The sequence below is a fragment of the Aeromonas sp. 600724 genome (genome assembly GCF_049175135.1).
GTDB classification, from domain to species: domain Bacteria; phylum Pseudomonadota; class Gammaproteobacteria; order Enterobacterales; family Aeromonadaceae; genus Aeromonas; species Aeromonas veronii_A.
In genome coordinates this window covers 25,225-51,904 of the sequence record NZ_JAAKUM010000006.1, presented here as the reverse complement: position 1 = coordinate 51,904, position 26,680 = coordinate 25,225, and the positions used below count along the sequence as shown (strand labels likewise).

General features: G+C 61.5%; 29 protein-coding genes. 17 read left to right on the top strand and 12 right to left on the bottom strand.

The genetic code is table 11. The features are described from left to right. Positions 1-126: 126 nt before the first annotated feature. Positions 127-1,119 (bottom strand): aspartate--ammonia ligase, encoded by a 993-nt coding sequence (asnA, locus tag G5168_RS07295; protein WP_263084926.1) that lies wholly within the window; start codon positions 1,117-1,119, stop codon positions 127-129. A 154-nt stretch (positions 1,120-1,273) separates the two neighbouring features. Between asnA and asnC the strand changes: the two genes are divergently transcribed. Beyond that, the gene (gene asnC, locus G5168_RS07290) at positions 1,274-1,735 is read left to right on the top strand and encodes a transcriptional regulator AsnC (protein ID WP_005339783.1); all 462 of its coding nucleotides are present in this window, start codon (positions 1,274-1,276) and stop codon (positions 1,733-1,735) included. An 8-nt stretch (positions 1,736-1,743) separates the two neighbouring features. On the opposite strand, the gene G5168_RS07285 is transcribed toward asnC, so the two are convergent. Then, a complete protein-coding gene (locus G5168_RS07285) occupies positions 1,744-2,508 on the bottom strand; it encodes a substrate-binding periplasmic protein (protein ID WP_421231101.1) in 765 nt (254 codons plus the stop codon). Between the two features lie 87 nt (positions 2,509-2,595). Here G5168_RS07285 and G5168_RS07280 point away from each other — a divergent pair, with 87 nt between their 5' ends. After that, on the top strand, positions 2,596-3,132 hold the full coding sequence (locus tag G5168_RS07280) for a DUF2301 domain-containing membrane protein (protein WP_213388076.1): 537 nt from the start codon (positions 2,596-2,598) through the stop codon (positions 3,130-3,132). Here the strand turns inward: G5168_RS07280 and G5168_RS07275 are convergent. Beyond that, the gene (locus G5168_RS07275) at positions 3,129-3,533 is read right to left on the bottom strand and encodes a CBS domain-containing protein (protein WP_005356342.1); all 405 of its coding nucleotides are present in this window, start codon (positions 3,531-3,533) and stop codon (positions 3,129-3,131) included. The two genes, G5168_RS07280 and G5168_RS07275, sit on opposite strands and share 4 nt — an antisense overlap. Positions 3,534-3,695: 162 nt before the next feature. On the opposite strand from G5168_RS07275, the gene G5168_RS07270 reads away from it, so the two are divergent. Continuing rightward, positions 3,696-4,400 (top strand): SDR family oxidoreductase, encoded by a 705-nt coding sequence (locus G5168_RS07270; protein ID WP_421231100.1) that lies wholly within the window; start codon positions 3,696-3,698, stop codon positions 4,398-4,400. Here G5168_RS07270 and G5168_RS07265 read toward each other — a convergent pair. Next, positions 4,326-4,901 carry a 2-amino-4-hydroxy-6-hydroxymethyldihydropteridine diphosphokinase gene (locus G5168_RS07265; RefSeq protein ID WP_227341793.1) on the bottom strand — a complete coding sequence of 192 codons (576 nt, stop codon included), beginning with the start codon at positions 4,899-4,901 and terminating at the stop codon, positions 4,326-4,328. The genes G5168_RS07270 and G5168_RS07265 overlap by 75 nt on opposite strands. Before the next feature lie 124 nt (positions 4,902-5,025). Here G5168_RS07265 and G5168_RS07260 point away from each other — a divergent pair, with 124 nt between their 5' ends. The 4 genes from G5168_RS07260 (at position 5,026) to G5168_RS07245 (ending at position 8,423) form a co-directional block, all read left to right on the top strand. Beyond that, the gene (locus G5168_RS07260; RefSeq protein ID WP_005339800.1) at positions 5,026-5,118 is read left to right on the top strand and encodes a YnhF family membrane protein; all 93 of its coding nucleotides are present in this window, start codon (positions 5,026-5,028) and stop codon (positions 5,116-5,118) included. 103 nt (positions 5,119-5,221) lie between these two features. Then, positions 5,222-6,631: a sensor histidine kinase gene (locus G5168_RS07255; RefSeq protein WP_421252063.1), complete on the top strand. Its 1,410-nt coding sequence runs from the start codon at positions 5,222-5,224 to the stop codon at positions 6,629-6,631. After that, complete coding sequence (locus tag G5168_RS07250; RefSeq protein WP_227341794.1) at positions 6,628-7,146, top strand: hypothetical protein; 519 nt, start codon at positions 6,628-6,630, stop codon at positions 7,144-7,146. Before G5168_RS07255 ends, G5168_RS07250 begins: the two co-directional genes overlap by 4 nt. Beyond that, a complete protein-coding gene (locus G5168_RS07245; RefSeq protein ID WP_421223022.1) occupies positions 7,143-8,423 on the top strand; it encodes a sigma 54-interacting transcriptional regulator in 1,281 nt (426 codons plus the stop codon). The genes G5168_RS07250 and G5168_RS07245 overlap by 4 nt, the downstream gene beginning before the upstream one ends. Before the next feature lies 1 nt (position 8,424). On the opposite strand, the gene G5168_RS07240 is transcribed toward G5168_RS07245, so the two are convergent. Then, positions 8,425-8,907, bottom strand: a complete 483-nt coding sequence (locus G5168_RS07240) for a DUF1097 domain-containing protein (RefSeq protein WP_005339809.1) — start codon at positions 8,905-8,907, stop codon at positions 8,425-8,427. Between the two features lie 369 nt (positions 8,908-9,276). Here G5168_RS07240 and msrP point away from each other — a divergent pair, with 369 nt between their 5' ends. Further along, on the top strand, positions 9,277-10,278 hold the full coding sequence (gene msrP / locus G5168_RS07235) for a protein-methionine-sulfoxide reductase catalytic subunit MsrP (protein WP_184236585.1): 1,002 nt from the start codon (positions 9,277-9,279) through the stop codon (positions 10,276-10,278). Beyond that, on the top strand, positions 10,269-10,895 hold the full coding sequence (gene msrQ / locus G5168_RS07230) for a protein-methionine-sulfoxide reductase heme-binding subunit MsrQ (RefSeq protein WP_421252033.1): 627 nt from the start codon (positions 10,269-10,271) through the stop codon (positions 10,893-10,895). Before msrP ends, msrQ begins: the two co-directional genes overlap by 10 nt. Here the strand turns inward: msrQ and G5168_RS07225 are convergent. Then, positions 10,892-11,140 (bottom strand): PepSY domain-containing protein, encoded by a 249-nt coding sequence (locus tag G5168_RS07225; protein ID WP_013724184.1) that lies wholly within the window; start codon positions 11,138-11,140, stop codon positions 10,892-10,894. The two genes, msrQ and G5168_RS07225, sit on opposite strands and share 4 nt — an antisense overlap. Positions 11,141-11,203: 63 nt before the next feature. On the opposite strand from G5168_RS07225, the gene G5168_RS07220 reads away from it, so the two are divergent. From G5168_RS07220 to G5168_RS07205, 4 genes are read left to right on the top strand one after another with little or no spacing between them, the layout of a single operon-like run. After that, entirely contained in the window at positions 11,204-11,542 is a 339-nt protein-coding gene (locus tag G5168_RS07220; RefSeq protein WP_005339825.1) for a PepSY domain-containing protein, read from the top strand. A 21-nt stretch (positions 11,543-11,563) separates the two neighbouring features. Beyond that, on the top strand, positions 11,564-12,220 hold the full coding sequence (locus G5168_RS07215) for a response regulator transcription factor (protein ID WP_005341873.1): 657 nt from the start codon (positions 11,564-11,566) through the stop codon (positions 12,218-12,220). Then, positions 12,217-13,566, top strand: coding sequence for a sensor histidine kinase (locus tag G5168_RS07210; protein WP_216952239.1), 1,350 nt, complete (start codon positions 12,217-12,219; stop codon positions 13,564-13,566). Before G5168_RS07215 ends, G5168_RS07210 begins: the two co-directional genes overlap by 4 nt. 41 nt (positions 13,567-13,607) lie before the next feature. Then, positions 13,608-14,069, top strand: a complete 462-nt coding sequence (locus G5168_RS07205) for a hypothetical protein (protein ID WP_040070042.1) — start codon at positions 13,608-13,610, stop codon at positions 14,067-14,069. Positions 14,070-14,151: 82 nt separating this feature from the next. Here the strand turns inward: G5168_RS07205 and torA are convergent, their stop codons facing one another. Further along, entirely contained in the window at positions 14,152-16,632 is a 2,481-nt protein-coding gene (gene torA, locus G5168_RS07200) for a trimethylamine-N-oxide reductase TorA (RefSeq protein ID WP_421252032.1), read from the bottom strand. A gap of 23 nt (positions 16,633-16,655) precedes the next feature. Continuing rightward, positions 16,656-17,786, bottom strand: a complete 1,131-nt coding sequence (locus G5168_RS07195; RefSeq protein ID WP_005339847.1) for a NapC/NirT family cytochrome c — start codon at positions 17,784-17,786, stop codon at positions 16,656-16,658. A gap of 276 nt (positions 17,787-18,062) precedes the next feature. On the opposite strand from G5168_RS07195, the gene G5168_RS07190 reads away from it, so the two are divergent. The 3 genes from G5168_RS07190 (at position 18,063) to G5168_RS07180 (ending at position 22,606) form a co-directional block, all read left to right on the top strand. Next, the gene (locus tag G5168_RS07190; RefSeq protein WP_421231097.1) at positions 18,063-20,030 is read left to right on the top strand and encodes an ATP-binding protein; all 1,968 of its coding nucleotides are present in this window, start codon (positions 18,063-18,065) and stop codon (positions 20,028-20,030) included. Between the two features lie 55 nt (positions 20,031-20,085). After that, positions 20,086-20,583 (top strand): response regulator, encoded by a 498-nt coding sequence (locus G5168_RS07185; protein WP_227341800.1) that lies wholly within the window; start codon positions 20,086-20,088, stop codon positions 20,581-20,583. A gap of 67 nt (positions 20,584-20,650) precedes the next feature. Then, the gene (locus G5168_RS07180; RefSeq protein WP_227341801.1) at positions 20,651-22,606 is read left to right on the top strand and encodes a DNA topoisomerase III; all 1,956 of its coding nucleotides are present in this window, start codon (positions 20,651-20,653) and stop codon (positions 22,604-22,606) included. A 40-nt stretch (positions 22,607-22,646) separates the two neighbouring features. Here the strand turns inward: G5168_RS07180 and G5168_RS07175 are convergent, their stop codons facing one another. Together G5168_RS07175 and G5168_RS07170 are read right to left on the bottom strand one after the other, a co-directional pair. Next, complete coding sequence (locus tag G5168_RS07175) at positions 22,647-23,087, bottom strand: DUF417 family protein (RefSeq protein WP_005357613.1); 441 nt, start codon at positions 23,085-23,087, stop codon at positions 22,647-22,649. 13 nt (positions 23,088-23,100) lie between these two features. Next, complete coding sequence (locus tag G5168_RS07170; protein ID WP_139412137.1) at positions 23,101-23,634, bottom strand: carboxymuconolactone decarboxylase family protein; 534 nt, start codon at positions 23,632-23,634, stop codon at positions 23,101-23,103. Positions 23,635-23,735: 101 nt separating this feature from the next. Here G5168_RS07170 and G5168_RS07165 point away from each other — a divergent pair, with 101 nt between their 5' ends. Beyond that, positions 23,736-24,566, top strand: coding sequence for an AraC family transcriptional regulator (locus G5168_RS07165; RefSeq protein WP_227341802.1), 831 nt, complete (start codon positions 23,736-23,738; stop codon positions 24,564-24,566). A gap of 41 nt (positions 24,567-24,607) precedes the next feature. Here G5168_RS07165 and G5168_RS07160 read toward each other — a convergent pair whose 3' ends face one another. Further along, positions 24,608-25,963 carry a TrkH family potassium uptake protein gene (locus G5168_RS07160; RefSeq protein ID WP_005356363.1) on the bottom strand — a complete coding sequence of 452 codons (1,356 nt, stop codon included), beginning with the start codon at positions 25,961-25,963 and terminating at the stop codon, positions 24,608-24,610. Continuing rightward, a complete protein-coding gene (locus tag G5168_RS07155; protein ID WP_005339863.1) occupies positions 25,960-26,613 on the bottom strand; it encodes a potassium channel family protein in 654 nt (217 codons plus the stop codon). Before G5168_RS07155 ends, G5168_RS07160 begins: the two co-directional genes overlap by 4 nt. Between the last annotated feature and the right edge of the window lie 67 nt (positions 26,614-26,680).

The window sequence follows — 26,680 nt, the reverse complement described above, 5'->3', positions numbered from 1 at the left end:
GATTGCGAAGCGCGGCCACTGCTGGCCTCGCCTCTTACAGCCTGCCGGGGATGCGCTCGCTCAACCCCGACGGCCACCTGCCTGTTGCCATGCCGGCGGCGATGACGCCGGCATGGCTTTCATTCGTTACAGCATGCCTTGCACGGCGGCTTTCATCTCGGCTGGCCAGACGCCGACCTGCACCTGACCAATATGCTCTTTTTGCAGCAACAGCATGGCCAGACGGGATTGGCCGATGCCGCCGCCGATGGTCTGCGGCATCCGTGCGGCCAGCAGATCCTGATGCCAGTCGTACTGCAGGCGATCCTCGTCGCCGGTGATGGCCAGCTGGCGGCGCAGTGCCTCGGCATCGACCCGGATCCCCATGGAGGAGATCTCGAAGCTGTCTTGCAGCACCGGGTTCCACACCAGAATGTCGCCGTTCAGACCCGCCAGACCCAGCTCGCTGTGGCTGCTCCAGTCGTCGTAATCCGGGGCGCGCACATCGTGGCGCTCACCGTGGGAGAGCGCACCGCCGATACCGATCAGGAACACGGCGCCCAGCTCTTTGGCGATGGCACGCTCGCGACCCTTGGCATCGAGGTCCGGGTAACGGGCCAGCAGCTCTTCGCTGTGCAGGAACTGGATCTCGGTCGGCAGGAAGGGGGTCAACTCATGCTCGGCACAGACCGCGCGCTCGGTGGCCTTGATGGCGGCCCAGATGCCGCGCACGGTTTCCTGCAGATAGGCAAGATCGCGGCGCTCGCTCGGCATCACCTTCTCCCAGTCCCACTGATCCACGTAGACGGAGTGGATGGGGGTGAGCTTGTCTTCATCCGGACGCAGCGCCTTCATGTGGGTGTAGATCCCTTCGCCCGGGCCGAAACCGAAGCGACCCAGGGTCTGGCGCTTCCATTTGGCCAGTGAATGGACCACTTCGTAGCTGTGCTCCGGCAGGGTCTTCACTTTGACCTGCACTGCATTCTCGTGGCCAGAGAGGTTGTCCTGAGTACCATCACCGACCCGGCTCAGAATGGGGGCTTGCACCTCCATCAGACCCAGTTGCTGGGCGAGTTGGCGGGAGAACATCTCTTTGACGAAGCTGATCTGCTGTTGGCTGCGAATGTAGTGCTGTTTCATGCTGAATTCCTGTTTCAAACCCCGTTGGATGTAGTGATTCTTCAACGGAATGCCAACCAAATTCAATATTCGATAATATAAATAGGTTTTGTGTATTTTTTTCTTCAAAATAAGCCGGTTTTTAATGAGGTATCGTTAACGGGAGTGCAAAAAAATGCCGGAAAATTACCGGATCGATAATCTCGATCAGGCCATCCTCACCGCTCTGATGGAGAATGCGCGGATCCCTTACGCCGAGCTTGCGAAACAACTGGCGGTCAGCCCGGGCACCATCCATGTGCGGGTGGAGAAGATGAAACAGGCGGGGATCATCGAGGGGACACGGGTGCAGGTGAACCCCAAGAAGTTGGGTTACGACGTCTGCTGCTTTATCGGGATCAATCTGAAGAGTGCCAAGGATTACCCCTCGGCACTGGCCAAGCTGCAGGCGCTGGACGAAGTGGTGGAGGCCTACTACACCACGGGCCACTACAGCATCTTCATGAAGGTGATGACCCGCTCCATCGACGAGCTGCAGATAGTGCTGATCAACAAGATCCAGACCATCGACGAGATCCAGTCCACTGAAACCCTGATCTCGCTGCAGAATCCGATCCTGCGGGACGTGAAGCCCTGACCGGCTGATCAGGGTTCGATATAGGGGATGGCGTACTTGTCGTAGAGGACCTTGAGGCTGCCGTTTCGCTTCATGCGCAGCAGTTCGGCATCGTAGGCCGCCATCAGGGCGGGAGTCTGTGCATCCGCTCGTGCGCGGGCCCAGGTGTTGAAGTAGGGGCTGCTCTTGAGCGGTTTGGGCAGGTAATCGACCTTGCCCGTCAGCCCCTCCTCTTTGATCTGGGTGAAGGCGGTGACCAGTGGCATGGGCACGGTATCGATGCGTCCTGCCAGCAGTTTGCGCAGTTGCAGCTGGTTCATGGTGATCTCCTGAAACTGATAGGCCGGGTCGGTCATGGCCGCTGCCAGTTCAGGGGTATAGGAGAAATCCTTGGTCACGCCGATGCGCCAGGGTTTGAGATCGGCCAGCGTTTCGTAACGGATCTTCAGCAGGTCCGCCTTGCGCACGAAGAAGTGCCAGCTGTGGCGTAGATGGGCCTGTTGGGGATAGATGAGATAACTCTCCCGCTCTGCCTTGTAGGAGTGGGTCATCACCAGATCGCAGGCGCCGGTTTCGGCATTACGGGTGAGGCGGGCGCCGGAGTCGGCCAGCTCGACCCGAAAGGGCGTCTCCAGCTTGTCGAATATGGCGGTGACGATATCGATATCGAGTCCGCGGGGTTTCTGATCGGCATCGAGATACTTGAGCGGGGGCTCCATGGTGCCGCAGATCACCAGCTCCTTGGCGGGCAATCCGAGTGGAAACAGCAACCAAAACAGGGGGATCACACGCAAACTACGTCTCCTGAGCCCGTTTGAAGATATTCCAAGACCTGATTCCAGTATATTGGATGGCACCTGATCCGTTAGAAGCGACTGTTTATGGCAAATCCTGAAATCGAGAGCCCGCTGGACGGGATCGACAAGTTGACCGTCTCGCTCTACCGCCTTGGCTTGAGTGCGGCTGCCCTGTTGCTGCTTTGCCGCGGTGCGGCGCTGCTGAGCGGGATGGCACTGCTTCCGTCGGCACAATGGTTGATGTCGCTGGCAGTGGCAAGCGCAATCTGCGGCTTCTCGCTGCATATCTACGACAAGCGGATTCGCCTGATTCTGCAGGGATTTGGTTGGGGCGCGCTGGCCCTGGCTGCGGTAGGAGCGCCGGATGCGCTGGTGCTGGGAGCGGCCTTGGCGACCCTCTCCGGGCTGGCGTTCAAGGAGCAGTTTTGCTTCTCGATTCCCGGCATCAAGCTGGTGCCCATTTTGCTGCCGGCGTTATGGCTGCTGGAGTGGTTGCGGGTGGAGTGGGCCGCCGCACTGGTGGCGCTGGTATGCGGGGCCCTGTTGACCTTGCTGGCGCTGGCCAAGTGGCGGATGCCCCTGCACTTCGATATCGGTGACAAGGGGCGTTACCAGATCTAGGTCTGCTGGCACACCTTCATCTGCTGGTTGAGGGCCTGCATCACCTGACGGCGGCTGATGATGCCGATCACCTTGCCCTGTTGCAGCACCGGGTAGATCTTGGGCTTGGCATCGGCCATCTGGCGAGCCAGATCCAGAATGCTCTCATCCGGCCCGACCGAGAGGGGCGAGCGGTTCATCAGATCCTCCACCCTGGTGCGGGTATCGCAGTGGTAGCTGCCGGTGAGCAGGCTGGGAATGCAGTCTTGTTCGGAAAGAAAGCCGATAAGCCGTTTTTGCTCATCCAGCACCGGCAGGCCGCCAAGACCCGATTGATGCAGGCGATCCAGCGCCTCGGCCAGGCCGAGTCCGGCAGTGAGGGAGTGGGTCAGGCGACCCATGTGGTGGTGTACTTTCAGCATGGTGGTGACTCCGCAAGAGGGGGATGCCGCCACTATGACGCGGGTGGGTGGCCCGCGACCAATGGCTTGTGCCGCAGGGATTGATAGGCACAAGCCATCGGCGGTGATCCGCTGGCAGGCGGGCTTCGTTCATGCAAGACCATGAAAGGGAAAGGAGATCATATGCGTGCATTGGTAACGGGCTGTGGCCGTCGACTCGGATTTTATCTCTGTGAACAGCTGGTGGCAGCGGGTTGGCAGGTGACGGGCAGCTATCGCAGCGAGCGGCCGGAGCTGGCCACGCTGGCTGCATTGGGGGTCGAACTGGTGCAGGCGGATTTTGGCCGGGAAGAGGACGTTGGCAAGCTGATCGATGTGCTGGCTGCCCATCAGGATCTGGCGCTGGTGATCCACAACGCCTCTGCTTTCGAACCTCAGGCAACTGATCCGGCGGCGCAACTGGCCCAGTTCGAGCAGTTCTACCGGGTACACATGGCGGCCCCCTTCCAGCTTAACCGGGCGCTGGCCCCTCAGCTTGCCAGCAACCCCAACGCCAGCATCATTCACATCACCGATATCTATATCCATGCCCCGGCCCCCCGTTTTGCCAGCTATGTGGCCACCAAGGCGGGAGCCCATTCGCTGGCCATGAGCTTTGCCCGCGAGCTGGCGCCCACGGTTCGGGTCAACACCATAGAGCCAGGGCCGATCCTGTTTCTCGATGAACATGACGAGAGCTGGCGCCAGCAGGTGTTGGCGAAAACGCCGCTGGCGCGGGAGGGTGGACTTGAGCCCATCTGGCAGGCGGTGCAGCTACTGGTGGGGAACAGTTATATGACGGGTGCCAGCATCAAGGTAGATGGCGGGCGTGCTCTGGCCAACCTCTGAGGGGTTGCCGAGCACCAGCGGCCCCAGCCCGACCTGCCGGGTCAGCAAGCCCTTGCCGGGTTTGAGCTTGCCCGACTGGGCGGGGAGCGTCACTTGCAGCGCCACCTTGGGGTCATGCACCTCGCCATGGCCGTATAGCTCTGCCAGCAGCTCCGCCAGATAGGAATCGACCTCTGCCGAGGCAAAGTCACCGCTCCTGTTGCTGGCCAGAATATCGATGTCGAGTGGCCGGTCGTGCACCTTGCAGAGCGGATCGCTGCGATCACGGCCGTGAGCCACCTCGAGGGCGACAAAGTGCTGCTTGAGGCGGGCGGCATCGAGCGGGCTCTCCACCACCAGCAGGCAGTTGAGAAAGTCGTGGCTGGAGTGCATTCCCACCGGCTTGGTGCGGATCACCGAACTCAGCCGAAGGGGACCGACGTTCTCAAACAGCTCGGCCAGCGCGCGGCTGACATGGATATGCGGGTCAATATTGGAACCAATGCTACACAGATAGAACATGCTGACCTTCCCGGGGTTGGGCTCATCTGAAATGTATACGCAGCTCACGGTTATCGGATTAACTATGGCTTAACATTGTCTTATCTATTGTGATCCGGCACTGATTGGCAGAAAGGAGGTTTGCATGAGTGTGGAGCTGAAATGGGCGCTGTTGACCGCTTCGGGTGCGCTGGCGATGATCATGATTATCTGTCTGGCCTCTGTCGCGTTGGCGTGAATCACCACAATCCAGATAATCCAAACCGGCCTGTTGGCCGGTTTTGTTTTTTGGGGCGGTGCGGCTATGCTGGCGCACCGGTGAGAATGCAAGAGAAGAGATGATGACCAAGGTTCGCCCACGCTCCCTGCTGCAGGTAGTATTGATGGGATTTGTGCTGGTGTTGATGCCGCTGGGCGGCATGATCTGGCACAACAGCACCTCCCTTGCCCACCTCAGTCAGCTCACCAGCGACGAGATGGAGCGGGCGGTCAAGGATACCCGCCGCGCCACCCTGCTGACGGCGCAAGCCATCGATATCGAACGCACCTTGCGCCGCTTCGCGGTGCTGGGGGATCGCCGCAGTCTCACCAGCTACCAGCAGCAACTCGACGGGTATCGGGTGTTGCTGGCAGAACATCGCAGCTCTATCTCCGACGGTCAGCTCTACAGGGGGCTCGATCAGGGGCTGGCTTGGCTCGACAGCTTGCAGGATGCCGCGCTGGCCCAGGCTGCGGTGGCGGGGGACAAGCTAGAGCTGTTTAACGATGCCAACAAGCAGCTTGAGATGGTCACCCGCAGCCGGGTTGACGAACACATGGATCGGGTGCGACTCACCATCGCCGGACTGACCAGGGAGCTCTGGTGGGTGAGCGGCGCTGTAGCGGCGCTCAGCCTGCTGATGGTCTTTATCTTCACCTACCTGATCATCCACCCGGTACGACAGATTGAGTCGCGCATCTTGAGCCTGGGGGCGGGGGTCGAGCCGGATCCAAGGCCGGTAGATGGCCCCGCCGAGCTGGTGTTGCTGGGGGAGCGGATCCTCTGGCTTTACGACAAGCTCAAGGAGCTGGAGCAGCAAAAGTACCAGTTTCTGCGTCATGTTTCCCACGAGCTCAAGACCCCGCTAGCGGTGCTGCGGGAGGGGTCGGATCTGCTCTGCGAGCAGCTGGTCGGGCCGTTGACGCCGGATCAGCTGGAGATCTGCCAGATGCTGGACGAGAGCAGTCGCCGTTTGCAAACCCTGATCGAGCGGTTGCTCGACTTCAATCGACTCACCCAGCAGGAGGCATTTGAGCTGGAATCTGTCCCCCTGCTGCCCATGCTGTCAGAACTCACCATCGAGTACCGGTTGGCATTGGAGTCCAAGCAGATCCGTGTACACTTGCCGATCGGGCCGGTTACCCTGTGGGCGGAGCCCTACCGGTTGAGACTGATCCTCGATAACCTCTTCTCCAACGCTGTCAGTTACGGCGCCAGCGGGGGCAATATCTGGATCAGGGCAGGGCAGGATGAACAGACAAGCTGGCTGGAGGTAGCCAACGAGGGGCCAGAGATCCCCGCTGCCGATCAGCAACGTATTTTTGAACCCTTCGAACAAGGCAGTACAGTGCGACAAGGTGTATTGAAAGGCTCTGGTATGGGCCTCTCTATCGCACGGGAGTCTGCCCATAGTCTCGGAGGTGAGTTGGTTCTGGTGAAAGATGAACAGGCGGATGTCTGCTTCAGGTTGACGTTGAAAAGAGAACTATGAAGATACAGCGCGTATTTCCAGCCCTGATGATGGGGTTGCTCGCGGGTTGCGCCCTGCTGCCACAGCACGAACAGCAGAACTCCACCGATATCGCTTTTGCCAAGCGGATGGAGTTTGCCAACAAGGAGATGCAGGTACGTCTGCAATACTCCGACTGGTTGCTGGCCAGTCACCCCCAGCAGCGGATGCAGGAGCGTCAACGCCTGAAAGGGGCGGATGATCTGGAGAGCCGGGTCAGTCTGGCGATGGTGGATTCCCACCCGGCCGAATCGGTGGCCAATCGTACCGCCGGGCTGGCGCGCCTGAAGCAGATGCTGCCCGAGCTGGGTCTCGATGCGCAGGCATTTTTGCGCAGCTGGATCGCCCTCGGCGAACAGCTGCTGGCTCGCGACAGCCGACGCGATGATCAAAGTCAGGAGATCCAGCGGTTGCGTCGCCAGATCGAACAGCTGACCGCCATCGATGACCAGCTCAACCAGCGCAAGCTCAACGAGCATCGTGAGGTAATACCATGAGCCGGATCTTGCTGGTGGATGATGACGTCAGTCTGCTCAAGCTGATGAGCATGCGGCTGCGCAGTCAGGGTTATGAGGTGGATACTGCCGACAGTGCGGAAGGGGCCCTCGACCTGCTGCGCCAGCAGCGGGCCGATCTGGTGCTGAGCGATCTGCGGATGGGGGGCATGGACGGTCTGGCGCTGTTCGAGCGGATCCAGGCCCAGTGGCTGGGGCTGCCGGTGATCATCATGACCGCCCACGGCACCATCCCGGATGCCATTCAGGCGACCCGCTCCGGCGTCTTCAGCTTTTTGACCAAGCCCATTGACAAGGATGAGCTGCTGGCCACCATAGAGCATGCTCTCAGCCTGACCCGGCCGAAACAGCAGCAGGAGTGGCAGTCACTGATCCTGACCCGCAATCCCCAGTTGGAACAGTTACTGATCCAGGCTCACAGCATCGCCACCATGGAGGTGCCAGTACTGATCATGGGGCCGTCAGGCTCCGGCAAGGGGGCGATGGCGCAGGCGCTGCACCAGGCCAGCCAGCGCCGCGACAAGCCGCTCCATACCATCAACTGCGCCGCCATTCCGTGGGCGTCACTCGACTTGCAGCTGTTTGGTGAAGATGGTCAGTCCGGGCTGTTCGAGCAGGCCAAGGGGGCGACCCTGTTTCTCGACGAAATTGGCAGCCTGTCGGAATCCTTGCAGGCCAAGCTGCTGCAGGTGATGGAGGAGTATGGCCAGGGCACGCCGGAGGTGCGTGTGCTCAGCTCCAGCCATCAGGATCTGGTCAAGGCGATGGAGGAGGGACGCTTTCGGGAAGATCTCTTCTATCGTCTCAACGTCGCCAATATCACCTTACCGTCTCTCAGTGCCCGCAGTGAAGACATTCCGCTGCTGGCCAGACAGGCGCTGGATGATTATCGCTGCCGCCACAGCGACTGCGCCGCGATGGGCTTCTCGCCGGAGGCGCTGGCGATGTTGGCCGCAGCTGCCTGGCCCGGTAACGTGCGTCAGCTCTGCAATCTGGTGGAGCAACTCGCCAGCCTCTGTTGCAGCCCGGTGATCGGGGTCTCCATGGTGGAGTCCGCCCTGAGCGGCGGCGGTGGTGGCATCCCTTCCTTCAATGAGGCTCGTGCCGAATTCGAGAAGGAATATCTGATCCGTTTGCTGCGCACTACCGAGGGCAACGTGACTCTGGCGGCCAACCTGGCGGGTAGAAACCGCACCGATTTTTACAAGTTATTGAATCGGCACGGTATCGAAGCAGCAAACTTCAAATCGAAGGGATAAATCAGGCGGGATCAACCACAGCCGGAGCGGCATCGGCTTTTTGGGTTTTATGGGAGAGCCAGAGGCCGCTCGCCTTCATCAGGTAACCGAACAAGGCGCCAATGATGAGGGAGGGCAGGATCAGCCGCCACTCGCCAGCCGCCCCGAAGGTGGCACAGCAACCGGCAAAGGTGCCGGGAATGTAGCCGAGCCACTGCTGCTTGGCCTGTACGCACATCAGGGTGGCGACCACCCCCGTCATCACGTAACCCGCCACACCCGCTCCCCACAGACTGTCGCCATGGATCAGCAGCAGTGCCCACAGCATGCCGCTGGTGTTGCAGAAGATGGTCTGCAGCAGCGCCTTGTAGCCGCCGCTTGACGCGAAATAGCTGGTGCAGCCGAGAAAGCCGACCCAGGAGATAAGGCCGAACGCGACGGCAATCCAGCCCCAGACGGCGGAGAGAATTCCAGTAGTGATGGCGATGGCGATCAGTGGGCTCATGGGGGCGACTCTTCAGTTGGCTTCGCAAAATGGGCAGCCTACCCCCGGCAATTGGGGCGGCAAGCGGGGGCCGAATTGTGTGTGATCTTCATCACCCTTTTCAACTCAGGAATACGCTTGCGCTCGCGAAAAAAATTCATTGGTGACCGGCCTGACAGTCGGCCATAGTTAGAGGCCCTGTCCTGCTCATGGAGTGAGTCTGATGGCGCCAAATGTGATCGTTCCCCTGCTGGTGTTCGTAGTCCTGTTTCTGGTCGGCACCATGGCCAAGGCACTGCCCCTGCACCACATGATGTAAATTTGTGTGAAATAAAAATCTGCCGGGGCGGGTCTTATCCATACTGCCTCACTCAGCCCCGGGAGTTTTTAATGTTGATCAAGCGTCGTACCGCCCACCCCCTCACCGAACAGGATGTTACCCCGGAAGCCGTCTATCAGGACCGCCGCCTTATTCTCAAGGGGCTGGGTCTGGGCGCAGCCACCCTGGCGTTCCCCACTCAGGCCGGAGTGCTCGACCTGCTGCGCGGTAAAGAGGATGCCCCCCAATTAGCTACCAAACCGCTCAACAGCAAGCCTGCGGAGCGCCCGGCCAATCTGGTGCTGACACCGGAAGAGAAGGCCACCAGTTACAACAACTTCTATGAGCTCGGCACCGACAAGTCCGACCCGGCTCGCAACGCACATTACCTCAAGCCCGAACCCTGGACCCTCAAGGTGGAGGGGGAGGTGGCCAAGCCCTTTACCCTCGATGTGTGGGACCTCATCAACAAGAGCGAGCTGGAGGAGCGGATCTACCGGCTGCGCTGCGTTGAAGCCTGGTCCATGGTACTGCCCTGGAACGGCATCTCGCTGGCGGAGATTATCCGCCGTGCCGAGCCCACCAGTCGCGCCAAGTTTGTCGCCTTCGAAACCCTGTTTGATCCGAAACAGCTGCCGGGGCAGGCCTCCAGTTTGGGGGGCGGCATCGAGTATCCCTATGTGGAGGGGCTGCGTATCGACGAGGCGATGCACCCTCTCTCATTCCTTGCGATGGGGCTCTACGGCAAGACCCTGCCCGCCCAGAATGGCGCGCCGATCCGGCTGGTAGTGCCGTGGAAGTATGGCTTCAAGAGCATCAAGAGCATCGTCTCGATCCGGCTGGTAGAGGAGATGCCGCCCACCACCTGGAACCTGCTGGCTCCCAACGAATATGGCTTCTACGCCAACGTCAACCCGCAGGTGGATCACCCGCGCTGGAGCCAGGCAAGCGAGCGTTTCATCGGCGAGGGAGGAGTGTTTGGCGCCAAGCGTCAGCCGACCCTGATGTTCAACGGCTATGGTGACGAAGTCGCCTCGCTCTATCAGGGGATGGATCTGCGCCAATGGTACTGAGATTGAAACCGGCCCATATCAGCGGCTTGCGGGCGCTGGTGCATCTGTGCTCCCTCGGCTTCCTGCTCTGGCTGGTTTTTGCCATCCCGGCAGGCCTGCTGGGGGGCGATCCGGTGCCCGAGCTCATCCACTACCTCGGCAAGGGGGCGCTCAATCTGCTGCTGCTCACCCTGTTGGTCTCGCCGCTGGCCAAGCGCTGGCGGCAGGGGCAGCTCATCAAGCTGCGCCGCCCCCTCGGGCTCTGGTGTTTTGCCTGGGCGCTGCTCCACTTCATGGCGTGGCTGGGGCTGGATCTGCAGTTTGACTGGGGGCTGATTGGCGGCGAGCTGGTCAAGCGCAGCTACATAGTGGTGGGGATGGTGGCCCTGCTGCTGCTGGCCGCCCTCAGCATCACTTCGCTGCCCGCATTGCAGCGCAGCATGGGCGCTGCATGGCAGAAGCTGCACAACTGGGTCTATGCCATCGCCCTGCTGGTACCGGTGCACTACTGGTGGTCGCTCAAGAGCGGTTGGGGGGAGCCCCTCATCTACCTGCTGCTGGCCTGCGCCCTGCTCTGGCCGAGGCGGGATAAGCTGCTGCGCCCCATGCGGGGACGCTGGAATGCAAAAGAGGCCTAATCGGCCTCTTGTTGTTTGATCTCGCCAGTGTAGGCATCGACGATGAGATGCACCTTCTGATCCTGGCGATTGAGGGTTTTGACCTCGAATTTGTCCCCTTCCAGCTCCACTTCCCGAATGTCGTGATACCCTTGCGCCAGCAGGAGTTTGACCAGCCCGGCCATGTCGAGACGGCTCTGGGCCGCCCAGCTTGTGGCACTCAACAGGCAAAGGATCAGCAGGAAACTGCGCGGGATCATATTCATTCCGGATTCATGGCTGGCAGACTATAAACGCCATTATGTTAGGTTTTTGGAGATGAATCATCCATGAATAGAGCGCTCCCTCTGCTTGGGTTATTGCTGCCGTTGCTGGCACAGGCGGTCACGCCTGATGAAGCCATGCTGCAGCAAGCTGTCCATGAGGGACGGGTTCGGCCCTTCCATGAAATGATGGAGGTGGCGGCCAGATTGCCGGTGCGGGTGTTGCGGGTGGATCTGGGAGAAGAGGATGGTATCTGGCTCTATGAACTGCGAGTCATCGATCGGGAAAACAGCGTGATCAAGGTAGCCTATCGGGCCGACAACCTTGAGCTGGTGTGGGCCAAGGGCCACCATCTGGAGCGGTTGTTCGAACCACCAAAGCCCCCGGTCGAGGATGATGAATAACCCCTGTGTGGAAGCCTGTTCATGCGAATTCTGATTGTTGAAGACGAAAAAATTCTGGCTGGTCAGCTGGCCGAACAGCTGCGCCTCTCCGGCTTTGTCACCGACCTCTGCCACGACGGCAACGAGGCCGGTTTCCTCGGTGAGACCGAACCCTATGACGCCATCATTCTCGACCTCGGCCTGCCTGGGCGCGATGGCCTGAGCGTGTTGAAGGAGTGGCGCAGCAAGGGAATCGATACCCCGGTGCTGGTACTGACCGCCCGTGGCCAACTGCACGAGAAGATCGAGGGGCTCAATGCCGGTGCCGATGACTACCTCACCAAGCCGTTCCAGGTGGCCGAGCTGGTGGCGCGGGTGCATGCGCTGGTGCGCCGGGCGGCAGGCAACGCCAGCTCCGTTCTGGAGATTGGCGGGGTACGGCTCGATATGGCCGCTTCCCAGGTGTGGTACGAAGGGACCCCCATCAAGCTGACCGCCCACGAGTTCCGGGTGCTGGGTTACCTGATGCAGCATCGGGGCAAGGTGGTGTCGCGCAGCGAGCTGATCGATCACATCTACGCTCAGGATTTCGACCGTGACTCCAACACAGTAGAGGTGTTCATCGGCCGGATCCGCAAGAAGACCCATCCCGACTTGATTGAGACAGTGCGTGGTCTCGGATACCGGATCAACGAATGAGGCTGGTCCGAACCCTGCGGGGGCGGCTGCTTGCCATTGCGCTGGTGTGGTGCGGGCTGTTCCTGTTCGCCACCGGCTTCAGCCTGCAGACCATGATGCGCAACTACTGGCAGGAGGCGGAGGCCGACGGCCTTCGCCTGCAGCTCTATGATCTGCTCTCCCGGCTGGAGGTGGAGAAGAGTGGTCTACCTGTGGTGATCGAACCGATGGCCGATCCCCGTTTCAGCCAACCTTACTCCGGCTACTACTGGCAGTTGGAACTGGGGGAAAATGTGGTGGGCCGCTCCCGATCCCTGTGGGACACCCATCTGGTGAGCCGTGGCCTCAAGTCTGCCTTTGGCGATCCTGACCTCTTTTTTGGCAAGGGCCCCAACAAGGAGCCGCTGCTGATCATGACCCGCACCGTGCTGTTGCCCGGTTCGGATCGGGTCTTTACCCTGGTGATGGCCAAGGACAGCAGCACCCTGATCCAGACCCTGAAGAAAACTCGCATCAGCCTGTTCCTCGGTCTCGGCTTTGCCGCCGCCGGTCTGGTGCTCGGCTTCATGTTCCAGATCGTCTATGGTTTGCGGCCGCTGCATCTGCTGCGCCGTGAACTGGGGCGGGTTCACGAGGGTCATCAGGAGGGATTCCGGCTGCGCTATCCGCTGGAGATCCAGCCGCTGGTTGAGGATATCAACCGGCTGCTGCACCACTACGGCGAGCTGCTGCAGCGTGCCCGTGCCCACACCGGCAATCTGGCTCACGCCCTCAAGACGCCGCTCAGCATCATGCGCAATCAGGTTGCCCAGTTGCCGCCGGAGGATCAGGCCGCCATCGGCGAGCAGCTCGACCAGATCCAGCGCCATATCGACTATCACCTCGGTAAGGCGCGGGTGACCGGCGCCGCCAAGATCCTCGGGGTGTCGACCCCGGTGCGGGCACGGGTGGAGTATATCTGCCGCGCCTTCTCCCGCCTCTATCCGGGCAAGACGGTGGATCTGCAAGTGCCCGCCAATCTGGCGGTCGGGGTGGAGGAGCAGGACTTCGACGAGATGGTGGGCAATTTGCTGGAGAACGCCTTCAAATGGTCCGCCAGCGAGCTGCGTATCTCCAGCGCCGAGCTGGGGGGCTGGATCACCCTGCGTATCGAGGATGACGGCCCCGGCATGAGCGAGGATCAGATCGCCAAGGCGGTGCTGCGCGGGGTGCGGCTCGACGAGAAGGTGCCGGGTTCCGGTCTCGGTCTCAACATCGTCTCCGATCTGGCGGAAGCCTATCGAGGCAGCTTTATTATGGGCCGCGCCGAACTGGGCGGGCTGGCCGCCTCCCTCTCGTTGCCCAAGGTGGCAAGGGTCGAGAGCTAGGCATAAGATATGGCATTTGTTTTAGCCTGAGGAAGAGAACCATGACCGACGATCCGTGGGCCCTGTGCCATCTTGACGATTCATTCGATGCCTCTGTACTGGGGGTCAAGGGCGCCCAGATCCAGTGGTTTGAAGATCGGGATGGCCTGATTGCCTATCTGCTGGAAGATTTTGTCGACCTGCTGGCCGATGTGGGCGAACTGGACGAGGAGCAGACCGAGCAGGCGCGCGAGCGCTTCACCCTGCTGGTGGAGCAGAGCTTCGACGATCGCACCCTGATGGATGCCATCAACGATCTCGCCTCCGGCCTGCGCCGCATCGCCTGGTTGGGGCCGCTCTCGGAGCTGGCCGAGATCAGCGACGAGTTTGCCTCCGGCCTGCGCCGCTATTTCTGGAGCCAGTACGACGGGGACGAAGATGACCCGGACGCCTGGGTGCCGGAAGAGCTGTGGCCGCAGCTGGTTGAGTGCGCGCAGGAGTATATGGAGGAGGGGGAGTTCTAAACCCATCCCCATGCCTGCGCTTTGGCAGACAGATAAAGAAACGGCGCCTTGATGGCGCCGTTTTTATTGGGTGGCAATCGCCTTAGCCGTTGGCCGGTACCGCGTGGGCGGTGTTGGCCAGCACCGGGCCTGTGTACTTCTCAATCTGCAGCTGGGCCATGTGGCCGCAGTTGCCCTGCGCCAGACTGGACGAGCCTTCGTCGAAGGTGAGGCAGTTGACGTTGCCGTTCTTGCAGATGCTGCCCGCTTCGCCCGGCTTGGCCGGGTCATACCAGGCCCCTTCGCAGATCCGCACCACCCCTTGGCGCACATCTTCGGAGAGCAGGGCGCCCACCAGGATCTGGCCGCGTTCGTTGAAGGCACGCACCAGATCCCCCTGGGCGATGCCGCGAGCCTTGGCGTCGGCGGGATGGATCATGATCGCCTCGCGGTCTGCGATGGCGAACTTGTCCCGCAGCGGGGTGTTGTCGAGCTGGGAGTGCAGCCGCTGGGTCGGGTGGGAGGTGTTGAGCGACAGCGGATAGCGCGCTGCCACCTCGCTCTTCACCCACTCCTTGGGCTCATACCACTTGGGATGGCCGGCACAGTCGGCGTAACCCATCCCCGCCACCGTGTTGGAGAAGATCTCGATCTTGCCGGACGGAGTGCCGAGCGGGTTGAGCAGCGGATTCTCGCGAAAATCGGCGTGACGGATCCACTGGCGGTTGGCCTCGGGGATCGGGAAGCGGATGTAGTTGTTGGACTCCCAGAACATGTTGAACGGCGGCAGCGCCACGCGGGCACCACGGGCCTGCGCCGCCATGCCGTCGTACATCTGCTTGAGCCACAGCATCTCGTCCTTCCCTTCTGTGTACTGCTCCTGCACGCCCAGCTTGGCGGAGATGGCGCTGAAGATGTCGAAGTCGTTGCGGGACTCGTGCTGGGGCGGCACGCACTGATGCATCGGGAACACATAGCGCTGGGAGTAGTCGCCGCCCATCTCCAGATCGTTGCGCTCATAGCTGGTGGTGACCGGCAGCACGATGTCGGCGTGCTTGGCAGTCGCCGTCCAGTAGGGCTCGTGGACGATCACGGTTTGCGGTTTGCGCCACGCCTGCAGCAGGTTGTTGGTGTCCTGATGGTGGTGGAAGGGGTTGCCGCCCGCCACGTAGACCAGCTTGATGTCCGGATAGGTCACCTTGCGGCCGTTGAAGTCGATGGTCTTGCCCGGGTTGGCGAGACAGTCGGCGATGCGGGCCACCGGGATCGGGGCCGGGCTGTTCTTCGGTGCGTTACCGGCGGAGATACCGGCCAGAATGCCGCCCTTAGCGGTGGGGCTGCCACCGGAGGAGTAGTGGTAGCTGAAGCCGTAGCCGCCGCCCGGCAGGCCGATCTGGCCCAGCATGGAGGCCAGAGTGACCAGCATCCAGTTCGGCTGTTCGCCGTGCTGCTGACGCTGCATGCCCCAACCGGCCATGATCATGGTGCGCTTGGCGGCCATGTCGAGGGCCAGCTGGCGGATCACCTTGGCATCGACGCCGCAGACGGTGCTCGCCCACTCGGCGCTCTTCGGTTGGCCGTCATCCTTGCCGAGCAGGTAGTTCAGGAACTTGTCGAAGCCGACGGTATAGCGATCGAGGAAAGCCTGATCGTGCTTCTTCTCGCTGTAGAGGGTGTGGGCCACACCCAGCATCATGGCCACGTCGGTGTAGGCGTTCGGCGCAATCCACTCGGCGCCGACCATCTTGGCGGTCTCGTTGTAGATGGGATCGATGCTGATGACGCGGGTACCTTTCTCCTTGAGGGCCATGAAGCCGGCCTGACCCTCGTGATCCGGCATGTTCCAGCTGTTCTTCAGGGTGACCTGGGCGTTGACCCCCCACAGCACCACCAGTTCGGCGTTTTCCACCACGTTGGGCCAGGCGGTCTGCTGCTCGTACACCTCGATGGAACCCATCACGTGGGACATGATCACCTGAGCCGCGCCGGTGGAATAGTCACCGGCATAACCGGTGAAGCCGCCGGAGAGGTTCATCAGGCGGTGCAGCAGGGTACGGCTGTTGTGGAACATTCCGACGCTTTTCCAGCCGTAGGAGCCGGCGTGGATCGCCTGCGGGCCAAAGTCACTCTGCACTCGCTGGATTTCACCGGCCACCAGTTCGATCGCCTTGTCCCAGCTCACTCGCACCCACTGGTCGGCACCGCGCAGCTCCGGCTTGGCGCCCGGGCCGTGCTCCAGCCAACTCTTGCGTACCATGGGGTATTTGATGCGGTTCTTGGCGTGGACTTGGAACGGCGCCATGTCGATGAGATCGTTTGGCGCCGGATCATCGGCCACCGGCTGGACGCGCACCATGCGGCCATCTTCGACGATCGCCTCGAAAGCACCCCAGTGGGCGCCAGTCAGAATGCCCTTCTGGGCGGGCACCAGGGTCGGGAACTGACTCAATGCGGTGCTGATGGCTTGCGCCAGCGCACTCTTGGGAAAAATGCCGCCGAGCAGGGGCAGGGCTGCGCAGGCGCCGAGCCCCTTGAGCAGGTTGCGGCGGGACAGATTGGTCTTCTTGTCATTGAAAAAAGTCATAACGGTTTTCCTCTGTGCCAGCCTTAGTGGGCCGCGCTCATGTCACTGGCGTGTTTCTGGACATACTGGGTCAACATGCGAGCCTGTTCCGGGGTCAGGGAGGTACGAGATTCCATCCCCTTGATGACGCCGATCCACTGGTTGGCATTGAAGTGATCCAGCGCGGTGAGGCCGTGGCAGCCGGTACAGTTGTTGGACATCAGGGTGGAGGCGTATTGCCACAGCTTGCCCTGATCGCCGATGAGCTGGCTTTGGTCGACCCAGGCGGTCAGCTTGACCTGATGCCAGGTGAGGTTGGTGGCGCTGTCGGTTTCGCTCTGGCCGGTGACCAGTGCTTTCTTGGCGGCATCGCCGACCAGTACGCTGAGGATCCGTTTGCCCGGTGCGGCGTAGAACACTTCGCTCACACCATCCTGTTGCCAGCCTTCGATCTGCACCTTGGCGCGGCCGTTTTCGTTGGCCAGCACTTCCACCTTGGTGGAGGGCATCAGGGTGCCTTCGTCGGTCTTGGCGGCAGCATCGAGGAACAGCGGGGTGGTGGCGATGGCGTAACGGGTGGTGACGTTGGCCGGGGTCTGGGCCGCAGCCTGCGCCAGCTCGCTGGCACCGGCGGCAGCCAGGCCGCTCATGTCAGGCATGATGTGAGCGACACCGCGGTGGCAGTCGATACAGGTCTGGCCTTCCTTGATGGCGACCGGGTGCTCGGCACGGGCATTGGGGCGCTGGGCCAGAATGTCCATCGCCTCGTAGCTGTGGCAGCTGCGGCAGGTGGCGGAGTCGTTGGCTTTCAGCTCGTCCCAGACGGACTGGGCCATCCGCAGCTTGTGGGCTTCATACTTTTCCGGGGTATCCAGCGTGCCGATCGCCTCGTGATAGATATCCTTCACGGCGCGGATCTTGGTCCACAGGTAGGAGGTGGGGTCGCCCGGGATGTGGCAGTCGGCGCACTCGGCGCGGATCCCCTTGGTGTTCTGGAAGTGGACACTGCCCTGATACTCGGCGAGCGGAGTCTGCATGGAGTGGCAGGAGACGCAGAATTCGGTGGAGCTGGTCTTGTGCAGCACGGTCACGGTGACACCCAGTGCCGCGACACCCAGCAGGGCCCCGAGCAGCAGGAGCCAGAACCAGGTTTTTCTTATCAGTTTTCCAATCATGGCGGCGTTTTCCTACGGTCAATAATTACCTACATAGTACTAGTCCAATAGTAGTAGTAATGATAGGGATAAGGCGTTGACCTTCATCATGGTTTATATTTTTGATTGTTGTCACATTTTGCCTTTTATTTCGCCATTGACACATTTATCGAATTAAATTCAGTTGTTTTCTGTTTTATCTATTTGTGCACTTTCCGCGACAGCTGTTAGCCCCCTCGCAAAACCCCACAAGATTCGCTGATATAGTGAGCAGTGAGCCTCAACGGAGTGTCGCTGATGAGCCCTTTCTCACTGCTGTGTGTCGCCGCCAACGTGCAACTGCTGGCCGAATTCGAACAGGAGTTGGCTCCGCTGCTCGGCCATTTCGCGCTGGTGGTGGTAGTCGGTCAGGGGTCGGCTGAGCTGGCCTTGGACGAGCTGGATCGCAAGGGGCAGCCACCCGCCGTAGTGGTGTGTGACAGCGAGCTGGGGGATGGGCGAGGGGCCGATTTTCTGATCCGCCTCGGCAGCCGTCATGAGGCGTGCCGCAAGATCCTGCTGGGCAGCCAGCCCGAGATGAAATCGATCATCGAGGCGGTGAACCTCGGTCGTCTCGACTACTACCTGCAACGCCCCTGGCGCGATGGCAGCCTGCGCCGGGCGGTGATCGAGCAGGCGAGCCACTTTGTATTGCAGCGTCCCGAGGCGGATCTGCTGAGCTATGCCGCCGTGCTCGACAACCAGAAGCTGCTGCGAGCCCACGTCGATCGCCAGTTGGCAGCCTATCGGCAGGGCTTTATGGATTACACCCACTGCAGCGATGAAGAACTCTCCCGGGTGGTGATCGACGGCCTCTACCAGTTTTTCGAGGGCAATGACGAGGAGCGGGTCTGCCGCCACTACAGCCCGGGCCATGTGCTGACCCGCGAGGGGGAGCCCAACAGCTTCCTCTGGTTTATCGCCAAGGGGGAGGTGGTGCTGCGCAAGCGGGACGAGCAGGGGATCGATCAGGAGGTGGTGCACTACCGTACCGGCTCGCTGGTGGGGGGCATGTCCTTCGTCACCGGCGAACCCGCCTTCACCACCGGCGTGACCCTGACCGGTGCCGAGGTGATCAAGCTCGACAAGCTGCAATTCTCCCGGGTGATGCAGGCGCGCAGCGAACTGCTCCCCTCCTTTACCAACCTGCTGCTGCGCCACTTCAACCGCCGTCTGCAAAACAGCATCCGTACCGAGATGCGGTTGCAACAGACCCTCAACTCCCTCGATGCCGCCTACGCCCAGCTGGTGGAGAGCGAAAAGATGGCGATGCTAGGCCAGCTGGTGGCTGGTGTTGCCCACGAGCTGAACAACCCGGTGGCGGCCATTATTCGTGGCAGCGAGACTCTGCGGGCCGCCATCCCCGATCTGGTCAATCTCGAGCTGCCAGCACCCATCAAGGGGCTGGGCAACCAGACCCTCTGTCAGGCGCTCTCTTCCCAGCCGGTCTCGACCAGCGAGATCCGTGACAAGACCCGGCAGGCTGAAGGGCGCTTTGGCGATCGCCAGCAGGCGCGGCTGGCGGTGCAGATGAATCTGGATGACGAGCTGAACTGGCAACGCTGGTTTGCCAGCCGCACTGCCGACGAGCGGGAGGCGCTGCTCTCCCGGCTGGAGCTGTTCCAGCAGACCGGCAGCTTCCTGCGCAATATCGAGGTGTGCGCCCGTCGCATCGGCGATCTGGTCAAGAGCCTCAAGCAGTATGCCCGGCAGGACAGGGATGAACCCTCGCTGGTGGACCTGCACGAGGGGCTGGAAGATACCTTGATGATTTTCGAAAACCGCCTCAAGCATCATGATCTCTGCAAGGAGTACCAGCCGCTGCCGCTGGTGCGCTGTCACCCCATCGCCCTGCAGCAGGTGTGGACCAACCTGATCGCCAACAGTCTGGATGCCATGAGCGGCCCGGGGCGACTCACCATTCGCACCGGGTTGCTGGATCCCGAGTGGGTCATGGTGGAGATAGAGGATAGTGGTTGCGGCATCGAGCCCGAGCTGTGGCAGCGGATCTTCGATCTCAACTTCACCACCAAGCGGGAGGGCCATTTCGGCCTCGGGATTGGTCTGAGTGTCTCGTTGCAGATAGTTCAGCAGCACCACGGCCGGATCGAGGTGGCCTCCGAACCGGGCCGTTACACCCGGATGCGGGTCTGTCTACCGCTGGACGGCATGGGGCAGGCCGGTTACGGGGGCGAACCTCATCACAACAAGGAGCATGCGGCCTGAGCCGTCGCCAGCATCAATCGCGCGGCGTGCCAAACCATGTCGCCAAGGAGGAGCAATGAACAAACACTATCTGATCCTGTGTGTGGACGATGAGCGGGAGGTGCTGGATGCGGTGATCCACGATCTCGCCCCGTTCCGCTCCCACTTCGAACTGGAAGCCGCCGAGAGCGTCGATGAGGCGCGAGCGGTGGTGGAGGAGTGGGAGCACGACGGCAACAAGCTGGCGCTGATCCTCTGTGACCACATCATGCCGGGAACCCTGGGAGTCGATTTTCTGGTGGAGCTGAACCGGCGAGCCTCCACCCGGGCCAGCCGCAAATTGCTGCTGACCGGACAAGCGGGGCTGGAGGCCACCGTCGATGCGGTCAACCGCGGCGGTTTGCACTACTACCTTGCCAAACCGTGGAAGCTGGAGACCCTGCAAGAGGCGGTGCGCGAACAGCTGACCGACTACCTGCTGGCGGAAGATGGCGAAAATGCCTTCCACTATGCGCCGCTGCTCAATCAGGCGCGGCTGTTTGCCGCCATCCACGATCACCCGTTCGACGAGTAGGGGCAGTTGGGCTTTCGCGGTGGCAGTTGTATACTGTCTGCATATACAGTATTGCAGGTAGCCACCGATGCGACTCTTTATCGCCGAGAAGCCCACGCTGGGCCGTGCCATTGCCGATGCCCTGCCCAAGCCCCACAAGAAGGGCGACGGTTTTATCGAAACCGCCCAGGGTGATGTGGTCACCTGGTGTATCGGCCATCTGCTGGAGCAGGCCGAGCCCGATGCCTATGACGCCGCCTTCAAGCAGTGGCGGATGGAGCATCTCCCCATCATCCCCGCCCAGTGGCAGCTGGTGGCCAAGCCCAAGACCAAAGCCCAGCTCACCGTCATCAAGCGACTGATCAAGCAGGCGGACTGCGTGGTTAATGCCGGTGACCCGGACCGGGAAGGGCAGTTGCTGGTGGACGAGGTGATCGACTTTCTCGGCTACCCGAAAACCAAGCCGGTGCAGCGTTGCCTCATCAGCGATCTCAACCCGCCAGCGGTGCGCCGCGCTCTCGAGAAGCTGAGGGACAACAAGGAATTCGTACCGCTGGCGGTCTCGGCGCTGGCCCGCAGTCGGGCCGACTGGCTCTACGGCATCAACATGACCCGCGCCTATACCCTGCTCGGCCGCAAGGCCGGTTGTAGCGAGCTGCTCTCGGTCGGTCGGGTGCAGACCCCGCTGCTGGGGCTGGTGGTGCGGCGGGATCTCGAGATCGAGGCCTTCGTCCCCAAACCCTTCTACGAGGTGCTGGCCCATCTGCTGACCGATAGCAACGAGCGCTTCACCGCCAAGTGGCTGCCATCGGAAGCCTGCCTGCCGTGGCAAGATGAGGAGGGGCGGGTGCTCAACCGGGCGCTGGCCGACAAGGTGGTGAGTCGGATTAACGGCCAACCGGCACAGGTCGAATCGGTGGAGGAGCATGCCCGCAAGCAGGCGGCGCCGCTGCCCTACAACCTCTCCAGCCTGCAGATCGATGCCGCCAAACGGTTCGGTATGGATGCCAAGCGGGTGCTCGATATCTGCCAGAGCCTCTACGAGCGTCACAAGCTCATCACCTATCCGCGTTCCGACAGCCGCTATCTGCCGACCGACCACTTCAAGCGGGCCGAGCAGGTGCGCGGTGCCATCGCCGCTACAGCGCCTGCACTGGCCAAGGCGGTGAGCGAGGCTGATGGCAAGATCCGCAGTAAGGCGTGGAACGATAGCAAGGTGGATGCCCACCACGCCATCATCCCCACCGAGAAGCAGGGCAACCCCGCCACACTGGGGGCCGACGAGGCGAAGCTCTATGGCCTGATTGCCCGCCAGTATCTGCTACAGTTCTATCCCCCGTTCGAATACAACGACAGCAAGGTGCTGCTGCGCATCGCCGGTGGCCTGTTTCAGGCCAAGGCGCGGCGAATCCTCAAGGCGGGCTGGAAGGCGCTGCTCGGAGTGGAGGAGGATGACGACGAAGAGAAGGCGGGCACGCTGCCTGCCCTGAAAGAGGGAGAGCAACTGCTGTGCGAGCGGGGCGAACTGCAGGAGAAGATGACCCAGCCGCCCAAGTCGTTCACCGATGCCACCCTGCTGGCGGCTATGACCGGCATCGCTCGTTATGTGCAGGATCCCGAGATCCGCAAGACCCTGCGCGACACCGATGGCCTCGGCACAGAAGCGACCCGGGCGGGTATCATCGACCTGCTGTTCAAGCGTCGCTTTCTGGTGCGTCAGGGCAAGAGCATCAAGGCGACCCCGACCGGGCGGGCGCTGGTACAGGCGCTGCCTGCGACGGCCACCACGCCGGATATGACGGCGCTGTGGGAGCAGAGCCTCGGCCAGATCGCCGAGCGCCACGGCAGCTATCAGCAGTTTATGGGGCCGCTCACCGAGCAGCTCAACGGTCTGATCGAGGGGGCGCGGCAGGACTCCGGCGCCAGCTTCAGCGCCCTGCCCAAGGAGGCACCGAGGGCCGGCAAGCGGCGTTTTACCAAGCGCAAGACTGGCGGGCCCCGACCGCGCAAGACGACCAGCAAGCGCCAGACCAGTGCTGCATAACGAAAAAAGGCGCCCATCCTGGGCGCCAAAGGCATTGTTGTCAGGCTGCCTGAGTGGACAAGCTGGCACGGATCCTGTGCTGGTAGTGCAGAACCACACCGAGAAACACCAGGTCCTTGAACAGGAAGAACTCGGTGACTGGCACGCCGTCAACCATCTTCCAGACACCTGTCAGAGTCAGCAGGAAGCTCAGCGTCGCCAGGAAGGTGACGATAGCCCCCATGCTGCACCAGTAACCGATGCGAGGTTGCCACAGACCCACGACCAGCCCGATGGCGATCACTATCTCGACCACCCCGATCAGGTTCGATACGCTCTGTTCCGACAGGGGGCCATAGAGCCAGCTCATCAAGGGGTGGCTGGCTACCAGTGGTTTGATGGCGGCTGCCTCTGTCGGGGTAAACTTGAAGACGCCGATCCAGAGCAGGGTCAATACCACGCCCGCCAGAGCGACCAGAAAGCCTTTGTCATGTTGCTGCATGGGGGCTCCTTGTTTAAGGGGTCAGAGTGACGGGCGGGAAGTCGATCTCGGTCGCCGCCAGGTGGTTGCCATAGTTGGTCAGGGTATTGACCACCACCTGGCCGAGCACCTCCAGCAGCAGCTCGTCATCTACGCCTGCGGCACGGGCGCTAGCAAGCTGCTCGTCACTGATCACCCCGCGCTGACTGACCAGCGCTGTTGCCAGTTGCAGCAGGGCGTGATCAAGGGGAGCCGAGGCCTGGCCGAGCCGGGCAGCCCGGATCTCCTGGGCCGAGAATCCGGCCTTGCCCGCGAGCAGTGTGTGGGCAGACAAACAGTATTGGCAGGCGTTGGCTTGACCTATGGCCAGTGCCAGCAACTCCCGTTGTGGGGCAGTGAGACGCCCCTTGCCAAGCGCCTCGGCAAAGGCCAGGAAGCCATTGAGCAGGGCTGGCGAGTGGGCCAGGGTAGCGTAGAGGTTGGGCACCATACCCAGATTGCGTTGCAGGGTGGCCAGGGTCTGGGCAGCTGCGGGTTGCGGTTGGGATACGGGTTGGATACGGCTCATGATCTTCTCCTGTGGTAGTGAAGGTACGGGAGACAGTGTGCCGTCATTCGTGATACGGTTTATCACTCATCGTCTGCAAATAAATACTATTAGTCTCAAATATGGATCCGCTCTCTGCCCTGTTGGTTCATGCCTCCCCCGAAGCCAAGATCTTCTTCGCCGGCAACCTGTGCCAGAACTCCTCCAGTGATGATTACCCGAGTGGCGGACATCTTCATCTGCTGCGCAGCGGTGCCGTCATGCTGCGTGAAGAGGGGGGAGCCAGCTTGCTGCTCGAGGAGCCGACTCTGATCCTGTTCCCTCGGGGACGTCCTCACAAGCTTGAACCCAGAACTCTGGGGGGTTGTGATTTGGTGTGCGCCAATGTCGTATTCGGCAAGGGGGGATCATCGCCGTTGCAACTGGCATTACCGGGCTCGCTGGTGCTGCCGCTACGTGAGTTGCCTGTCCTGACGCCGGTGCTGAGTCAGCTGTTTGACGAGGCGTTTCACCCCCGCTACGGGCAGGATCCGCTGATCTCCCGCTTGCTGGAGGTACTGTTGATCCTGCTGCTGCGTCATCTGGTCGAGCAAGGGGTGTGTCAGCAGGGGATGCTGGCAGGTATTTCCGATCCCCAGTTGGCCAAGGCGATCTCGGTGATGCATCAGCGTGGGGATGAACCCTGGACGGTGGCCACGCTGGCGCGGGAGGCCGGCATGTCGCGGGCCCGCTTTGCCGCGAGGTTTCAGGAGCGGGTCGGTCAAGCGCCGCTTGGTTATCTGACCCGCTGGCGCATGGCGTGCGCCTGCCAGCAACTGCTGGCGGGGGAGCCCATGGTGCAGGTGGCGCTGGGTGCGGGATACAGCAGCAGTGTTGCCTTTGGTCGGGCATTCGAGCGGGAGCTGGGGGTGAGCCCGGGGCGCTGGCTCAAGGCGCAGCAACAAGCCGAATAAAAAAACGGGGCAGCCAGTGGCTGCCCCGTGTTCATGGCTGGTCAGCCGGTATAGACGTTCTCTTCCGGATAACGGATGCGGGTCTCGACCGGGCGGGCCAGCATAAAGGCCAGGGTCAGGGGGCCGAGACGGCCGCAGATCATCACCAGCACCAGGATCAGCTTGCCCGGCTCGCTCAGGGAGGCGGTGATGCCGGTGGAGAGGCCGACGGTGGCAAATGCCGAGATGGTCTCGAACATGATTTTGTCGAACGGCAGATCCTCGGTCACCATCAGCAGGAACATCGCCAGCATCAGCACCATGGTGCTGACGATGATGATGGCCAGCGAGCGGGTCACGATCTGGGGCGACAGGGTGCGGCCAAAAGCGGTGACATGGGGCCGCTTGGTCAGAAACGCCTTGGTCGCCAGCAGCACGACCGCGAAGGTGGTGACTTTGATACCGCCACCGGTGGAGGTGGCACCGGCACCGATAAACATCAGCATCATCAGGAACAGCAACGCCGCCGGGGTCATCAGCCCGATATCTATGGTATTGAAACCGGCGGTACGGGCGCTGGCAGACTGGAAGAAGGCAGCCAGCAGCTGGCCACCGATACCGGCCTTGCCGAGGGTGCCCGGGTTGTTGTGTTCCAGCAGCCAGAACATCAGGGTACCGGCCAGCAGCAGCGCCGGGGTCATCAGCAGCATCAGCTTGCTGTGCAGCTTCAGCTTGCGCCAGCGGCGGTTGCGCACCAGATCGACGATGACGGTAAAGCCGATCCCCCCCAGGATCAGCAGACCGGCGATGGTCAGGCTGATGATGGGGTCGTCCCTATAGTCCATCAGGTTGTTGGCAAACAGCGAAAACCCGGCGTTGTTGAAGGCCGATACTGCGTGGAAGAAGCTGACATAGAGGCCGTGCACCCAACCCATCTCGGGCACCCAGCGGATCGCCATGATGCCGGTACCGATCAATTGGGCGATAAAGGCGAACAGCACGATCCGTTTGACCAGCTGAATGATGTTGACCGAGCCTTCCTGTCCCAGCGCCTCCTTGGCCAGTACCTGCTGGCGTAGGCCGACCCGTTTGCTGAAGATGGCGATCAGCAGCAGGGTCATGGTCATCTGGCCCAGACCGCCGATCTCCATCAGCATCAGCAGGAAAATCTGCCCCTGCAGGGTAAAGGCGGTGCCGGTATCCACCACGCCAAGACCTGTCACGCTGATGGCCGAGGTGGCGGTAAACAGGGCGTTGACGAAGGTGACCTCGCCATTGTGGCTGGAGGGTTGCACCAGAAAGATGGTGCCAATCAGCAGAATGATCAGAAAGCTGCCGAGGATCAGCCGGGCTTCGCTCCAGCGAGAGTCCTGCTCCCGATGGAGGGCGAAGGCGTAGCTGCTGCGCCAGTTGATCATAGGGTTTCGAGCCAGTGGTCGATGGCGTGCTTGTTGCCCGCCAGGATCAGGATGTCGCCCAGTTGCAGCTCCATCTTGCCGGTCAGCACGTTGTGCAGCACATCACCACGCTTGATGGCGAGCAGCTGGAAATCGCTCTGTTGCAGCAGATGGAAGTCGCCTAGTTCCCGGCCGTTCTGTTGTAGGCCAATCACGAACTCGGTCAGCACCATGTCGTGGCCCAGCTCCAGATAGTCGAACAGCCGGTTGTCCAGCATGCTCTGGGCGACCCGGCGGCCCATGTCCCACTCCGGGTTGATCACCTTGTCGGCGCCCACTTTCTGCAGGATCTTGGCGTGGAACTTGTCGCGCGCCTTGACCCACACCTTCTTCACGCCCGCCTCTTTCAAGACGAGGGTGGTGAGGATGCTGGTCTCCAGGTTGTCACCGATGGCAACGAAGACGATATCGAAATTGGCCAGTCCCAGCTCGGCCACGGTGGCCTCATCGGTGGCGTCGGCCACGATAACGTGATTGCAGAGGGCGGCGATTTGCCGGGTCTTGCTCTCGTCGATATCGATGGCCAGTACTTCGGCATCTTGCCGTTGCAGCTCTTCGCACAGCGCGCTGCCAAACAGGCCCAGGCCGATGACGGCAAACTGGTTGTTCATGAGTTATTCCTCAGCAGTTGAAGTCGCCTACTCTAAACCACTGCTATTCCCCCGAAAAGGGCTCGGG

Coding starts and splice junctions, on each gene's coding strand:
- asnA (WP_263084926.1), bottom strand. CDS start 1,119: ATGAAACAGCACTACATTCGCAGCCAACAGCAGATCAGCTTCGTCAAA.
- asnC (WP_005339783.1), top strand. CDS start 1,274: ATGCCGGAAAATTACCGGATCGATAATCTCGATCAGGCCATCCTCACC.
- G5168_RS07280 (WP_213388076.1), top strand. CDS start 2,596: ATGGCAAATCCTGAAATCGAGAGCCCGCTGGACGGGATCGACAAGTTG.
- G5168_RS07275 (WP_005356342.1), bottom strand. CDS start 3,533: ATGCTGAAAGTACACCACCACATGGGTCGCCTGACCCACTCCCTCACT.
- G5168_RS07270 (WP_421231100.1), top strand. CDS start 3,696: ATGCGTGCATTGGTAACGGGCTGTGGCCGTCGACTCGGATTTTATCTC.
- G5168_RS07265 (WP_227341793.1), bottom strand. CDS start 4,901: ATGTTCTATCTGTGTAGCATTGGTTCCAATATTGACCCGCATATCCAT.
- G5168_RS07260 (WP_005339800.1), top strand. CDS start 5,026: ATGAGTGTGGAGCTGAAATGGGCGCTGTTGACCGCTTCGGGTGCGCTG.
- G5168_RS07255 (WP_421252063.1), top strand. CDS start 5,222: ATGACCAAGGTTCGCCCACGCTCCCTGCTGCAGGTAGTATTGATGGGA.
- G5168_RS07250 (WP_227341794.1), top strand. CDS start 6,628: ATGAAGATACAGCGCGTATTTCCAGCCCTGATGATGGGGTTGCTCGCG.
- G5168_RS07245 (WP_421223022.1), top strand. CDS start 7,143: ATGAGCCGGATCTTGCTGGTGGATGATGACGTCAGTCTGCTCAAGCTG.
- G5168_RS07240 (WP_005339809.1), bottom strand. CDS start 8,907: ATGAGCCCACTGATCGCCATCGCCATCACTACTGGAATTCTCTCCGCC.
- msrP (WP_184236585.1), top strand. CDS start 9,277: ATGTTGATCAAGCGTCGTACCGCCCACCCCCTCACCGAACAGGATGTT.
- msrQ (WP_421252033.1), top strand. CDS start 10,269: ATGGTACTGAGATTGAAACCGGCCCATATCAGCGGCTTGCGGGCGCTG.
- G5168_RS07225 (WP_013724184.1), bottom strand. CDS start 11,140: ATGAATATGATCCCGCGCAGTTTCCTGCTGATCCTTTGCCTGTTGAGT.
- G5168_RS07220 (WP_005339825.1), top strand. CDS start 11,204: ATGAATAGAGCGCTCCCTCTGCTTGGGTTATTGCTGCCGTTGCTGGCA.
- G5168_RS07215 (WP_005341873.1), top strand. CDS start 11,564: ATGCGAATTCTGATTGTTGAAGACGAAAAAATTCTGGCTGGTCAGCTG.
- G5168_RS07210 (WP_216952239.1), top strand. CDS start 12,217: ATGAGGCTGGTCCGAACCCTGCGGGGGCGGCTGCTTGCCATTGCGCTG.
- G5168_RS07205 (WP_040070042.1), top strand. CDS start 13,608: ATGACCGACGATCCGTGGGCCCTGTGCCATCTTGACGATTCATTCGAT.
- torA (WP_421252032.1), bottom strand. CDS start 16,632: ATGACTTTTTTCAATGACAAGAAGACCAATCTGTCCCGCCGCAACCTG.
- G5168_RS07195 (WP_005339847.1), bottom strand. CDS start 17,786: ATGATTGGAAAACTGATAAGAAAAACCTGGTTCTGGCTCCTGCTGCTC.
- G5168_RS07190 (WP_421231097.1), top strand. CDS start 18,063: ATGAGCCCTTTCTCACTGCTGTGTGTCGCCGCCAACGTGCAACTGCTG.
- G5168_RS07185 (WP_227341800.1), top strand. CDS start 20,086: ATGAACAAACACTATCTGATCCTGTGTGTGGACGATGAGCGGGAGGTG.
- G5168_RS07180 (WP_227341801.1), top strand. CDS start 20,651: ATGCGACTCTTTATCGCCGAGAAGCCCACGCTGGGCCGTGCCATTGCC.
- G5168_RS07175 (WP_005357613.1), bottom strand. CDS start 23,087: ATGCAGCAACATGACAAAGGCTTTCTGGTCGCTCTGGCGGGCGTGGTA.
- G5168_RS07170 (WP_139412137.1), bottom strand. CDS start 23,634: ATGAGCCGTATCCAACCCGTATCCCAACCGCAACCCGCAGCTGCCCAG.
- G5168_RS07165 (WP_227341802.1), top strand. CDS start 23,736: ATGGATCCGCTCTCTGCCCTGTTGGTTCATGCCTCCCCCGAAGCCAAG.
- G5168_RS07160 (WP_005356363.1), bottom strand. CDS start 25,963: ATGATCAACTGGCGCAGCAGCTACGCCTTCGCCCTCCATCGGGAGCAG.
- G5168_RS07155 (WP_005339863.1), bottom strand. CDS start 26,613: ATGAACAACCAGTTTGCCGTCATCGGCCTGGGCCTGTTTGGCAGCGCG.